Origin of the sequence: Halomonas sp. A40-4 (assembly GCF_015767635.1) — a bacterium.
GTDB lineage: Bacteria > Pseudomonadota > Gammaproteobacteria > Pseudomonadales > Halomonadaceae > Vreelandella > Vreelandella janggokensis.
Genome location: NZ_CP065230.1, coordinates 2377003 through 2389377, shown reverse-complemented (window position 1 = coordinate 2389377; position 12375 = coordinate 2377003). Strand labels below are relative to the sequence as shown.

The 12375-nt window shown below is 57.8% G+C and carries 12 protein-coding genes; 9 read left to right on the top strand and 3 right to left on the bottom strand.

Annotation, left to right across the window (positions count from 1 at the left end):
- The first annotated feature begins 50 nt into the window (after window positions 1-50).
- From IT895_RS11170 to sixA, 4 genes are all read left to right on the top strand, one after another.
- A complete protein-coding gene (locus tag IT895_RS11170; protein WP_085917964.1) occupies window positions 51-398 on the top strand; it encodes a YkvA family protein in 348 nt (115 codons plus the stop codon).
- Window positions 399-498: 100 nt separating this feature from the next.
- Window positions 499-2403, top strand: coding sequence for a molecular chaperone HtpG (htpG, locus tag IT895_RS11165; protein WP_085917965.1), 1905 nt, complete (start codon window positions 499-501; stop codon window positions 2401-2403).
- Between the two features lie 263 nt (window positions 2404-2666).
- Window positions 2667-3734, top strand: a complete 1068-nt coding sequence (locus tag IT895_RS11160) for an NAD(P)H-dependent glycerol-3-phosphate dehydrogenase (RefSeq protein ID WP_085917966.1) — start codon at window positions 2667-2669, stop codon at window positions 3732-3734.
- Complete coding sequence (gene sixA, locus IT895_RS11155) at window positions 3727-4221, top strand: phosphohistidine phosphatase SixA (protein ID WP_199283478.1); 495 nt, start codon at window positions 3727-3729, stop codon at window positions 4219-4221. The genes IT895_RS11160 and sixA overlap by 8 nt, the downstream gene beginning before the upstream one ends.
- A gap of 42 nt (window positions 4222-4263) precedes the next feature.
- Here sixA and gatB read toward each other — a convergent pair whose 3' ends face one another.
- The 3 genes from gatB to gatC form a co-directional block, all read right to left on the bottom strand.
- Window positions 4264-5718 carry an Asp-tRNA(Asn)/Glu-tRNA(Gln) amidotransferase subunit GatB gene (gene gatB, locus IT895_RS11150; protein ID WP_085917968.1) on the bottom strand — a complete coding sequence of 485 codons (1455 nt, stop codon included), beginning with the start codon at window positions 5716-5718 and terminating at the stop codon, window positions 4264-4266.
- A complete protein-coding gene (gatA, locus tag IT895_RS11145) occupies window positions 5718-7178 on the bottom strand; it encodes an Asp-tRNA(Asn)/Glu-tRNA(Gln) amidotransferase subunit GatA (RefSeq protein ID WP_199283477.1) in 1461 nt (486 codons plus the stop codon). The genes gatB and gatA overlap by 1 nt, the downstream gene beginning before the upstream one ends.
- 66 nt (window positions 7179-7244) lie before the next feature.
- Window positions 7245-7532 (bottom strand): Asp-tRNA(Asn)/Glu-tRNA(Gln) amidotransferase subunit GatC, encoded by a 288-nt coding sequence (gatC, locus tag IT895_RS11140; protein WP_199285467.1) that lies wholly within the window; start codon window positions 7530-7532, stop codon window positions 7245-7247.
- Between the two features lie 228 nt (window positions 7533-7760).
- Between gatC and IT895_RS11135 the strand changes: the two genes are divergently transcribed.
- Genes IT895_RS11135 through rng form a run of 5 tightly spaced genes read left to right on the top strand, consistent with a single transcriptional unit; the run spans window position 7761 to window position 12373 of the window.
- A complete protein-coding gene (locus tag IT895_RS11135) occupies window positions 7761-8798 on the top strand; it encodes a rod shape-determining protein (protein WP_066321157.1) in 1038 nt (345 codons plus the stop codon).
- A 24-nt stretch (window positions 8799-8822) separates the two neighbouring features.
- Window positions 8823-9767 carry a rod shape-determining protein MreC gene (gene mreC, locus IT895_RS11130; RefSeq protein WP_085917971.1) on the top strand — a complete coding sequence of 315 codons (945 nt, stop codon included), beginning with the start codon at window positions 8823-8825 and terminating at the stop codon, window positions 9765-9767.
- On the top strand, window positions 9767-10252 hold the full coding sequence (gene mreD / locus IT895_RS11125) for a rod shape-determining protein MreD (protein WP_085917972.1): 486 nt from the start codon (window positions 9767-9769) through the stop codon (window positions 10250-10252). Before mreC ends, mreD begins: the two co-directional genes overlap by 1 nt.
- A gap of 39 nt (window positions 10253-10291) precedes the next feature.
- Window positions 10292-10891, top strand: a complete 600-nt coding sequence (locus IT895_RS11120; protein WP_085917973.1) for a Maf family protein — start codon at window positions 10292-10294, stop codon at window positions 10889-10891.
- An 18-nt stretch (window positions 10892-10909) separates the two neighbouring features.
- Complete coding sequence (gene rng / locus IT895_RS11115; RefSeq protein ID WP_085917974.1) at window positions 10910-12373, top strand: ribonuclease G; 1464 nt, start codon at window positions 10910-10912, stop codon at window positions 12371-12373.
- Window positions 12374-12375 lie beyond the last annotated feature (2 nt).

Below are 12375 nucleotides of genomic sequence, written 5' to 3'. Positions count from 1 at the left end.
CCTAACGCAAAAGACTCCGACAACCGAACGCTTTGGAGGATTCAATACTGATGGCTCTATTATCCGGCTGGTGGTGGCTGCGTCGACTGAAATCCCGTGCTTGGGTATTCAAGCGCATGTGGCGTGCGCTGTCATTGTTTTTCCCCATGACGCGTGACGTCGTCAAGGGCCGTTTTCGGCCTGTGCCCTGGTCGGCTTTCGGGTTGATGGCGGTGGCGCTGATGTATCTGGTGTTGCCGTTTGATTTGATCCCCGATTTTCTCATGTTGATTGGCGTGGTCGACGATGCGGTCATTGTTGGTTGGTTGCTCAATCGTATGGACCAGCAACTGGCCGGCTATCGTGCCTGGAAGTATCCCGAGAGGGAATCCACTGATTCCCCGCACACGGCCGCTTGAAAAATTTTCCCTCAGCCCCATATCTCGTTCACACCGACTTTTATGCCTTTGCCAACTTGGCGAGGCGCTTTACGTACCGAGATCAACGAGGGCTGAGCGAATGTCCAACACGACCCACGAAGAAACCCTTGGCTTTCAAACGGAAGTTAAGCAGCTGCTGAATCTGATGATTCACTCGCTGTACTCTAATCGGGAAATTTTCCTTCGCGAGCTGATATCCAATGCTGCCGACGCCTGTGACAAGCTGCGCTACGCGGCCTTGGACAACGATGGGCTCTACGAAGGCGACAGCGAGCTACGTGTCGAAATCGAGCACGATGCCGACGCCGGAACGGTAACGCTGCGCGACAACGGTATCGGCATGACGCGCGATGATGTGATTGCCAACCTGGGCACCATTGCGCGTAGCGGTACGTCCGAGTTCCTCAAGCAGCTGTCAGGTGAACAGCAGAAAGACGCCAAGTTGATCGGTCAGTTCGGCGTGGGTTTCTATTCCAGCTTTATTGTCGCCGACGATGTAACGGTTCGCACACGTAAGGCCGGCGAAGATGTAAGCACTGGTGTGGAATGGCGCTCGAAAGGTGAAGGCGAGTTCACCGTCGCCGACATCGATCTTGAGCAGCACGGCACCGAAATTACCCTGCACCTGAAAGATGACGCCAAAGAATTTGCTGACGACTTCCGTCTGCAAAACCTGGTGCGTAAGTACTCGGACCATATCGAAGTACCGGTTCGCATGCCCAAGACCGAAACTGCCAAGGACGATGAGGGTAATCCGGTCGAAGGCAGCGAAGTGACCACCTGGGAAACCGTCAACGAAGCCACGGCGCTTTGGGTGCGCCCCAAGAGCGATATTTCGGATGACGAGTACAAGGCGTTCTACAAACACGTCGCCCATGACTTTAGCGACCCGCTCACCTGGAGCCACAATAAAGTGGAAGGCAAGCTGGAATATACCAGCCTGCTGTTTGTGCCCGGTCGCGCGCCGTTTGATATGTTCGACCGCGACGGTGCCCGTGGTGTGAAGCTCTACGTTCAGCGTGTCTTCATCATGGACGACGCCGAGCAATTCCTGCCGCTTTACCTGCGCTTCATCAAAGGTGTGCTGGATACTCGCGACCTGTCGCTCAACGTATCCCGTGAGCTGCTGCAGCAGGACCCCAAAGTCGACAAGATCAAGGGTGCCCTGACCAAGCGCGCACTGGATATGCTCAAGAAGCTTTCCAAAGACGACGAGCAGTATCAGACCTTCTGGAACACCTTCGGTAGCGTCCTCAAGGAAGGCCCGGGCGAAGACGCGGCCAACCGCGAGAAAATCGCTGGCTTACTGCGTTTTGCCTCGACCCACACCGATACGGCCGCCCAGGAACATTCGCTGGCCGACTACGTTGCGCGGATGAAAGAAGGGCAGCAGAAAATCTACTATGTGGTGGCCGACAGCTTTAATGCCGCCAAGCACAGCCCGCATCTGGAAATCTTCCGTAAAAAGGGCATCGAAGTACTGCTGCTGTCCGACCGCATTGATGAGTGGCTGATGAGCCATCTCACCGAATTTGACGGCAAATCCTTCGCTGACGTGGGTAAAGGCGAGCTTGACCTTGGCGATGTGGAAGATGAAGCCGAGAAAAAAGAGCAGGAAGAAACCGCCAAAGCCAAGGAGTCACTGGTCAAGCGCGTCAAGGAAGCGCTGGGTGAAGGTGTGCAGGATGTCAAAGTGACCCACCGCCTGACGGATTCGCCAGCCTGCGTAGTGCTTCCAGAGCATGAAATGGGCTATCAGATGCGCCGCATCATGGAAGCCGCCGGGCAGCCGTTGCCCGAGGTCAAGCCGATTCTGGAGCTGAATCCCAGTCATTCACTGGTTGCGCGCCTGGAAAGTGCTGAAGATGGACTGTTTGCCGACCTGGCACACATCCTGCTGGATCAGGCGATTATCGCGGAAGGCGGCCATCTGGATGACCCGGCTGCCTACGTGAAGCGCCTCAATGGGGTGCTGGCGGCATAACGCTCACTTAACGGCGTATAACGGCCCCTTGGGAGTGATCCCAAGTGGGCCGTTTGTTTTTTCGTACCCTTATTAACGATTGCGCTTGCCCATACTGCGTTGAAATTAGCTTCGTGCGCGAGTCCGATCCAAATACTGATTTACTACGTGTAAACTCGTACGCGAGCCCGGTCTTTTTTTGGCTAATTACGCCTTGTCCGGCCTTCGCTCATGACGTTAATTAGGACTTCTAGTTTTTCGCTTACCAACTATCCGGGATTCCCATGGCTGAGCAGCAGATTCAGGTCGCCGTATTGGGCGGCGGTAGTTTTGGCACTGCCCTGGCAAGCATTGCCGCTGACAATGGCGCGCAGGTGCGTCAATGGATGCGCGATGAAGCGCTGGTGGAACAGATTAACCGGGAGCGACGCAACGGCCGCTATTTGCCGAATTATGCCATTAACCCCGCTGTACAGGCGTCCACCGATCTGGAAACGGTGCTGCACAACGCTGAGCTGGTGCTGATTGCGATTCCGTCCCAGGCCTTTCGCAGTGTTGTTCAGGCGGCCAAGCCGTGGCTAAGGCCCGAGCAAATTCTGGTCAGCACCACCAAGGGGATTGAGCAATCCGGCTTTTTATTGATGAGCCAAGTGCTCGAACAGGAAACCGGCTTTGCCCATATTGGGGTAATTGCGGGCCCCAACCTTGCTTCGGAAATTGCCGATAAACAGCTCACTGCCACGGTGATCGCCAGCGCCGATGCCCTGACTCGTACCCGGGTTCAGCAGGCCCTTGGTTGCCGTTACTTCCGTGTCTATGCCAGCAATGATCGACACGGTGTCGAACTGGGTGGGGCGCTGAAAAATATCTACGCCATTGCCGCGGGCATGGCCGCGGCGCTCGGCATGGGTGAGAATACCCGCAGCATGCTGATGACCCGGGCATTGGCCGAGATGAGCCGTTTCGCTGTTGCCCAGGGGGCTAACCCCATGACATTTTTGGGTCTTGCCGGGGTGGGGGATTTAATCGTCACCTGCTCGTCAGACTTGTCGCGTAACTACCGCGTCGGCTACGCCATCGGTGAGGGCCGGTCGCTGGATGAAGCCATCAATGCGCTTGGCCAGGTGGCGGAAGGTGTCAATACTGTCAGGCTTGTGTGTACCAAAGCGGCCGAGATCGGCGTCTACATGCCTCTGGCGGAAGGACTCTACCATGTGCTGTTTGACGGTGTGCCCGCTGAGGACATGGCACGTACGTTAATGATGGGCGAGCAAAGCAGCGACGTGGAATTCATCTTGCCGCGCGAGGACGTCCAGCAAGCCCACCGCGAAACAGGACATTGGCATGAATGATTCATCCACCCAGCAACTCTGGCTAATGCGCCACGGTGAAGCCGGCCCCGGGCGGCCAGATGAACAGCGAACGCTGACGCCGCTCGGCGAGCAGGAAGTTGCCAAGGTCGGGGCATGGCTGGCCACGCATATAGCGGCCCAGACAGGGGCGCCGCCGAGGCTGCTGGCAAGTCCCTATCGTCGCGCTCAGCAGACAGCTGCCCGGTTGAGTGAGGCGCTGTCGGTGCCGGTAGAAACCCTGCCGCTGATTACTCCGGACGACGCACCCGAAGCGGTCATCGACTGGCTGCTCGAGCAAAGCGATGAACGACTGATTCTGGTCAGCCATATGCCGCTGGTAGGGGAGCTTGCTGAAACGCTGGTCGACGGTCGTTCAGCCCGCGGCGTGGGATTTCCCACCGCCGGGCTTGCCGAGTTCACTGCACCGGTATGGGCAAAAGGCTGCGCGCAGTTGACGCGTTTTCTGCATCCCGGCCAGTTGGACTAAAAACGGCCGCATAAGCGGCCGTTTTCCAACCAACAGCGATATTTACAGCAGTGCGTCAAGCTTCTCTTTTAGCAGGCCGTTTACCTGCTGAGGGTTGGCGGTGCCGCGGGATGCCTTCATGACCTGGCCGACAAAATAGCCAATCATCTTGCCGCGTTTCTCGGGTTCGGCGTCACGATACTGGGCCACCTGAGCGGGGCTGTCGGCAATCACCTGGTCAATCATTGCTTCGATAGCGCCGGTGTCGGTGACCTGCTTTAACCCTTTCGCCTCAATGATGGCATCGGCGCTGGCGCCTTCGCCGTGCCAAAGTGCCTGGAAGACCTGTTTGGCGGCTTTGCCGTTAATGGTGTCGTCAAGCACACGCTGAACCAGCTCACCCAGTTGGCTGGCAGTGACCGGGCTGTTGGTGATGCTGAGGTTTTCGCGGTTGAGCGCGCCGGACAGCTCACCCTGCACCCAGTTGGCTGCCTGTTTGGCATCGCCACAGGCGCGGTGGACTGCCTCGAAATATTCTGCCATTTCGCGGCTGGCGGAAAGCACGGATGCATCGTAGGCCGATAGGCCTAGTGCCTGCTGAAAGCGCTCGCGTTTTTCAGCAGGCAGCTCCGGTAGCTGGCTGCGAAGATGGTCCAGGTAGGCCTGGTCGAGTACCACTGGCAGCAGGTCTGGGCAGGGGAAGTAGCGATAGTCGTTGGCTTCTTCCTTGGTACGCATACTGCGTGTCTCGTCGCGCTCAGGGTCGAACAGGCGGGTCTCCTGGACGACCTTGCCGCCGTCCTCGATCAGTTCGATCTGCCGCTCGACTTCGAAGGCAATGGCGCGTTCCACAAAGCGGAAAGAGTTGACGTTCTTGATTTCGGCCCGGGTGCCAAAGGCTTCCTGTCCCTTGGGGCGCACCGAAACGTTAACGTCGCAACGCATCGAGCCTTCCGCCATGTTGCCGTCGGAAATCCCCAGGTAGGTGACAATTGAATGAATCGCCTTGAGGTAGGCAGCCGCTTCTTTGGCGCTGCGCATATCCGGCTCGGAGACGATCTCGAGCAGCGGTGTGCCAGCGCGGTTAAGGTCAATGCCCGTCATGCCGTGGAAATCTTCGTGCAGGGATTTCCCTGCGTCTTCTTCCAGGTGGGCGTGGTGAATACGAATCCGCTTGGTGGTGTCATCATCCAGGGCGATCTCTACCTCACCGGGCCCCACGATGGGGTGATACATCTGGCTGGTCTGATAACCCTTCGGCAAATCGGGATAGAAGTAATTTTTACGGTCGAACACCGATACTTCAGGGATATCGGCATGCACGGCCAGGCCAAACTGCACCGCCATGGCCACGGCTTGTTCGTTGAGCACCGGCAGCACGCCAGGCAGACCCAGATCGACCGCGCAGGCCTGACTGTTCGGTTCAGCGCCGAAAGCCGTTGACGCGCCGGAGAAAATCTTCGAGTGGGTGGCAAGTTGAACGTGGACTTCTAGCCCAATAACGGTTTCCCATTGCATCAGGCGCTCTCCTCGGCAAAATCAGGGCGTTGCAAGTGCCAATCGGTCGTTTGCTGGAACTGGTGGGCGACATTTAACAACTGGGCTTCGGCAAAGTGGGTGCCCAGTATCTGCAGGCCGACGGGCCGGCGGCCCACGAAGCCGGCGGGAACGCTTATGCCCGGGATGCCCGCCAGGTTGACGGCAATCGTATAGATATCCTGCAGGTACATCGATACAGGGTCCTTCTTGGCGCCTAGATCAAAAGCCGGTGTCGGCGAGGCAGGCCCCATCAGGACGTCCACATCTTCAAAGGCATCCAGGAAGTCCTGGCGAATCAGGCGGCGAACTTTCTGCGCCTTGGTGTAATAGGCGTCGAAAAAGCCCTCTGACAAGGTATGGGTACCGATCAGGATGCGGCGCTGTACTTCGTCGCCAAAGCCTTCAGCCCGCGAACGCTTGTAAAGATCGATCAAGTCGCTGGGGTTGTCGCAACGGTGGCCGAAACGCACGCCATCAAAGCGAGACAGGTTGGAAGAGGCTTCGGCTGGGGCGATAACGTAATAAGCGGGGATGGCGTAATGCGTGTGAGGCAGGCTGACATCCCGCACCGTGGCGCCCAGCGACTCATAGACGCGAACGGCCTCACGAACTGCCTTCTCGACGTCAGGGTCGAGGCCTTCACCGAAGTACTCTTGAGGGAGGCCGATTTTGAGTCCTGAAAGCGACGCATTGAGCGTTTCCGCATAGTCGGGCACGCCGCGGGCCACACTAGTGGAGTCGCGCACGTCGTGGCCAGCCATGACGTTCAGGAGGTGGGCGCAGTCTTCGGCGCTGCGTGCCATGGGGCCCGCCTGGTCAAGGCTGGAGGCGTAGGCGATCATGCCGTAGCGGGAAACGCGTCCATAGGTCGGTTTGAGGCCGGTAATACCGCAGAACGCCGCTGGCTGACGAATCGAGCCGCCGGTATCGGTGCCGAGGGCCGCCGGCGTCAGGCCTGCGGCCACCGCGGCCGCGCTGCCGCCAGAGCTGCCTCCTGGCACGGCGCTCAAGTCCCAAGGGTTATTCACCGGGCCGTAGTAGCTGTTTTCATTGGAGGAGCCCATGGCGAACTCGTCCATATTGGTCTTGCCAAGACTGACGGTGCCCGCCGCCTTGAGCTTTTCTACCACGGTGGCGTCGTAAGGCGCTGTAAAGTTGTCCAGCATTCTGGAGCCACAGCTGGTTTTAACGCCCTGGGTGCAAAAGATATCCTTCAGGGCAAGCGGTAGACCGGCCAGCCATCCGGCGTTGCCGTTGGCGCGCGCCTGGTCGGCGGCATCGGCCTGTGCCAGCGCTTGATCAGCGGTGACGGTAATAAAGCTGTTTAGTGTTGCACCGCTATGTTGTATGCGTTGCAGGTAGTGCTCAGTGAGCTCGCGGCTGGATAGTTCACCGCTGCCCAGCGCGTTGGCGAGTTGCGTCAGTGTCTTGTCGTGCATGACCTGAGAGCTCCGTTCGAAGCAAAAGATAAGGCTGAAAAGGTGGCTTATGCCCTGAGTGATGCGCTATTCGACGACGCGGGGCACCAGGTACAGACCGTTTTCAACCGCTGGGGCGCAGCGCTGGAAAGTGTCGCGCTGATTGGTTTCGGTGACTTCGTCGGCGCGCAGGCGCTGGGTGGCATCGAGGGGATGGGCCAGGGGGGCGACGCCGTCGGTATTGACGCCCTGCAGCTGGTCGACCATGTCCAGGATGCGGCTCAGGTCCTCTACGAAACTGCTGGCTTGGTCATCGCTGACGGCGATCCGGGCTAGGTGGGCGGCCCGGCGCACATGAGAGTCTTCAAGCGCCATGTTCGAAATTCCTCGCGAAGGTGATGGAACATATCCCGCATTACGCGGTATACAGTCAGTCATCGTAATAACGTCTTGTATCGCAGATGTGTAAAATAGCCGCAAAATGTACCACATCTTGGCGCAAACGGGCAGTGTCTGGCGCGACTCGTGCTTGCTGCCAGGGGGTTGCGGTGATACCGTTTGCATCCGCACAGGGTTCCCAGTCTGCACTAGGTATCAACATCCATGTTCAAACGTCTGAGGGGGCTGTTTTCCAGCGATCTATCGATCGACCTGGGTACGGCCAACACACTGATTTACGTACGCGGTCGTGGCATCGTCCTTGACGAGCCATCCGTCGTTGCTATCCGTCAATCCGGTAATATGCGAAGCGTCGCGGCAGTAGGTGCCGATGCTAAACGCATGCTGGGGCGTACGCCGGGTAATATTACGGCTATTCGCCCGATGAAAGACGGCGTCATTGCTGACTTTACCGTCACCGAGCAAATGCTTCAGCATTTTATCCGTAAAGTGCATCAAAGCACCTTCATTACACCCAGCCCGCGCGTTCTGGTGTGCATCCCCTATATGGCGACACAGGTGGAGCGCCGCGCGATTCGCGAGTCAGCCGAAGGGGCTGGCGCACGTCGGGTGGATCTGATCGAGGAGCCCATGGCAGCGGCAATAGGTGCCGGGCTTCCCGTGGAAGAAGCGCAAGGCTCGATGGTCGTGGATATCGGCGGTGGTACCACCGAAATTGCGATTATTTCGCTCAACGGTATTGTCTATTCTGAATCTATCCGCGTGGGTGGCGACCGCTTCGACGAAGCGATTATTGCCTACGTGCGCCGTCATTACGGCAGCTTGATTGGCGAAGCGACGGCTGAGCGTATTAAGGAAGAAATTGGCTGCGCTTATCCTGGTGGCGAGCTTCGCGAGATCGATGTGCGCGGGCGTAACCTGGCTGAAGGGATTCCGCGCAGCTTTACGCTCAATTCCCACGAAATTCTCGAAGCACTGCAAGAGACACTGGGCTCAATTGTCGCAGCGGTAAAAAATGCGCTGGAGCAATCACCTCCCGAACTGGCGTCTGATATCGCCGAGCGGGGACTGGTGCTGACCGGTGGTGGCGCGTTGCTGCGTGATATCGACAAGCTGATCGCTGAGGAAACCGGGTTGCCCGTGATCGTGGCGGAAGATCCGCTGACCTGTGTAGCGCGCGGCGGGGGCAAGGCGCTCGAAATGATAGATCAGCACACTTTTGAGTTGCTGTCGAGCGACTAATCGCAGCGGTTAATTGCGGGGGATTTGCCTATTAAACCGCTGTTTTCGCATGGTCCTTTACCGGGATATCGGCTATTTTTCTGCGTGCTGATTGCCAGTGCGTTGATGTTTGCCGACCAGCGTTTTACGCGTATGGAAAACGTGCGCGCCCAGATGTCAGTGGTGGTAGCCCCCATCCAGTGGGTGGTGGGCGTTCCCAGCCGGCTTCTGGATTGGGGGTCGTTGGCGTTTTCAGACCAGCAAGCGCTCGTTGATGAGAATCAGCGCCTGCGTGAGCAAATTCTGACGCTGTCCCACCGTGGGCAGCAAATGGCAAACCTCACCAAGGAAAATGCTGAATTACGCCGTTTGCTAGGCGCTGCCCAGCAGCGCGATATCCCCTTTATGACCGCGGAACTGCTGTCTCTCGACAATGACCCCTTCAGTCATCAGATGGTGGTGGATCGCGGGCATCGCCATGGTGCCTATGTGGGCCAGCCGGTCATTGATGCCACGGGGCTGGTCGGTCAGGTAACCGCCGTTTCGACCTACTCCAGTCGTGTGCTGCTGGTCGCCGATGCCAGTCATGCCCTGCCGGTGCAAGTCAATCGCAATGGTTTGCGTTTCATTGTCCAGGGCACGGGACGCTATGGTCGCGTGAATGTGTTGCATGTGCCCAACACGGCGGATATCCGCGAAGGCGATTTGTTGACAACGTCGGGTTTGGCAGGGCGGTTTCCGCCTGGCTACCCCGTTGCCAGGGTCACCAAGGTTGCGCATGACCCTGGACAGCCGTTTGCTCAGGTTACCGCAGAGCCCACGGCTCAGTTGAAACGCTCGCGCTATTTTCTGTTGCTTTCCCCCCCGCCCCAAAAACTGCCTGATGAGCAATATTGGGATGACTCTCTGCGAGTCTCGGTCGACGCGTTACGCAGTGCTCACCAGGTGGCAAACCCTGACGATGAATCATCTTCCCAGGAGGTGCCCTGATGCCCCGCGTTCCGGTAACGCCTTTGGTGGTGGTGTGGTTGACCTTGCTGATGGCGCTGTGTCTGCAGGTGATGCCGCTGGGTGATGAGTGGCAGGTGTTCCGACCCGAGTGGCTGGGCTTGATGATGATTTATTGGTGTATGCGCGAGCCCGATCAAGTGGGGGTGTTCCACGGCTTTGTGCTAGGTATTCTGCTGGATTTGATCGAGGGAACCCCTCTGGGTCATCACGCCATCATGTTCTCTTTGCTGGCGTTTCTGTGCGCACTTGTCTATGCCCGTTTTCGTGCCTACTCACTGCTCCAGCAGGCGTTGCTGGTGCTGGTGCTGCTGGGGCTCGTCCAGCTGGTCGACCAGTGGTTGCGCAGCCTGGTGGGAGATTTCTCTATTCATCTGGCGTTTTTAACCTCGTCGGTGGTCAGCGCCGCGTTGTGGCCTTGGCTTGCGACGATGTTTTCCGCCCTGCAGCGCCGCCTTGCCCGCTAACAACAGGTAAGGCGGCCTGAAAATCGACGTGGAGCTGATATGGCGTTGGAATCAGAGCCGGTGTTGTGCTTGGCATCCGCATCGCCACGACGCCGCGCGCTGCTCGCATCGATCGGCGTGGCGGTGCAGGTGCAGCCCTGCGACATCGATGAAACACCGTTAGCCAATGAGTCCGCTGAGGGCTATGTGGAACGCTTGGCAAAGGCCAAGGCGCAAGCGGCGGCAGCCCTGACGCCACTACCCACATTAGGCGCCGACACGGCGGTGGTCGTGGATGGGCGGATTCTAGGCAAGCCCGAGAGTCAGCAGCATGCCGCCTGGATGTTACGCCAGCTCTCGGGGCGCGAGCACCAGGTACTGACCGGTGTCGCTGTCACCGGCCCCCAAGGCGTGTTGACGTGTGGTGTGACCACCCGCGTGACGTTGCGTGACATCAGTGAAGTAGAAATAGCGGCCTACTGGCAAACGACTGAGCCAGAGGACAAGGCCGGCGGTTATGCGATACAGGGATTGGCGTCGGTGTTTGTAGCCGGGATTGAAGGCAGTCACTCGGCAGTGGTGGGGCTGCCGCTTTTTGAAACAGCGTGCTTGCTGCGTCGTCAGGGGGTACCGTTATGGGATGGATATTTACCCGCGTAAACCCACAAGGATTTTTGCATGAGCGGTGAGGTTCTGATTAATTTGACGCCGATGGAGACCCGCGTGGCGCTGGTCGAAAACGGCGTATTGCAAGAGGCGCTCATCGAGCGTTCCCGTCGGCGCGGCATCGTCGGCAATATCTACAAAGGCAAGGTGGTACGAGTGCTGCCTGGAATGCAGGCTGCCTTTGTCGATATTGGCCTCGAACGTGCCGCCTTTATCCATGCCCAGGAAGTGATGGCCCCTGGTACCTCCGTTGACGAGCAGCAGACCATTGGCCAACTGCTGCATGAAGGCCAGGCGTTGGTCGTGCAGGTCACCAAGGACCCGATCGGCAGTAAAGGGGCGCGGTTGACCACGCATCTTTCGGTTCCCTCGCGCTATCTGGTCTACATGCCCGATTCGCCCCACCACGGTGTTTCCCAGCGCATTGAAGACGAGCGTGAGCGTGAGCGTTTAAAGGCATTACTGGATAACAGCATCGGCGAGCAAACGCTGGATGTAAACGGCGGCTTTATCGTGCGTACCGCGGCTGAAGGGGTGGGCGATGAAGAGCTTATCGGCGATATGCATTTTCTGCTGCGGCTATGGCGCAAGGTCAGCGAGCGTAAAATTTCGGCGGCGCCCGCAACGGTCATATATGATGACCTGCCCCTGTTCATGCGCACCTTGCGCGATGTGATGCGAGATGATATCGAAAAAATCCGCATCGATTCCCGTGAAAATTTTGTCAGGCTGGTGGAGTTTGCCGAGGAGTTCATGCCCGACGCGGTGGACCGTATTGAGTATTATCCTGGCGAGCGACCCATTTTTGACCTGTACAGCGTCGAAGACGAGATTCAGAAAGCACTTGGCCGTAGAGTGCAGTTGAAGTCGGGTGGCTATTTGGTGATTGACCCTACCGAGGCAATGACCACCATCGATGTCAACACCGGTGCTTATGTAGGGCACCGCAATCTGGAAGAAACCATCTTCAAGACCAATCTGGAGGCGGCAACATCGATCGCCCGGCAGTTACGCCTGCGCAATCTGGGCGGCATCATCATTATCGACTTTATCGATATGGAAGATGTCGAACACCAGCGACAGGTGCTGCGCGTGCTGGAAAAGGCGCTGGAACGTGACCATGCGAAGACAAAATGCACCGGTGTCACCGAGCTTGGCCTGGTACAACTGACCCGTAAGCGTACCCGGGAAAGTCTTGAGCAAACACTGTGCGAAGCATGCCCTACCTGCAGTGGTAGAGGCACTCTCAAAACCCCCGAGACCGTGTGCTACGAGATTTTCCGCGAGATTCTTCGTGAAGAGCGCGCTTACAGTGCCGAGATGTATATGGTGTTGGCTTCCCAACCGGTGGTTGATCGTTTATTGGACGAAGAGTCAGCTGCCGTTGCGGACTTGGAAGGATTTATAAATAAGACGATACGCTTTCAGGTGGAACAGCACTATTCTCAAGAGCAGTACGATATTGTGTTGATGTGATC

Coding starts and splice junctions, on each gene's coding strand:
- IT895_RS11160 (WP_085917966.1), top strand. CDS start 2,667: ATGGCTGAGCAGCAGATTCAGGTCGCCGTATTGGGCGGCGGTAGTTTT.
- gatC (WP_199285467.1), bottom strand. CDS start 7,532: ATGGCGCTTGAAGACTCTCATGTGCGCCGGGCCGCCCACCTAGCCCGG.
- htpG (WP_085917965.1), top strand. CDS start 499: ATGTCCAACACGACCCACGAAGAAACCCTTGGCTTTCAAACGGAAGTT.
- gatA (WP_199283477.1), bottom strand. CDS start 7,178: ATGCACGACAAGACACTGACGCAACTCGCCAACGCGCTGGGCAGCGGT.
- mreD (WP_085917972.1), top strand. CDS start 9,767: ATGCCCCGCGTTCCGGTAACGCCTTTGGTGGTGGTGTGGTTGACCTTG.
- IT895_RS11135 (WP_066321157.1), top strand. CDS start 7,761: ATGTTCAAACGTCTGAGGGGGCTGTTTTCCAGCGATCTATCGATCGAC.
- IT895_RS11120 (WP_085917973.1), top strand. CDS start 10,292: ATGGCGTTGGAATCAGAGCCGGTGTTGTGCTTGGCATCCGCATCGCCA.
- rng (WP_085917974.1), top strand. CDS start 10,910: ATGAGCGGTGAGGTTCTGATTAATTTGACGCCGATGGAGACCCGCGTG.
- IT895_RS11170 (WP_085917964.1), top strand. CDS start 51: ATGGCTCTATTATCCGGCTGGTGGTGGCTGCGTCGACTGAAATCCCGT.
- sixA (WP_199283478.1), top strand. CDS start 3,727: ATGAATGATTCATCCACCCAGCAACTCTGGCTAATGCGCCACGGTGAA.
- gatB (WP_085917968.1), bottom strand. CDS start 5,718: ATGCAATGGGAAACCGTTATTGGGCTAGAAGTCCACGTTCAACTTGCC.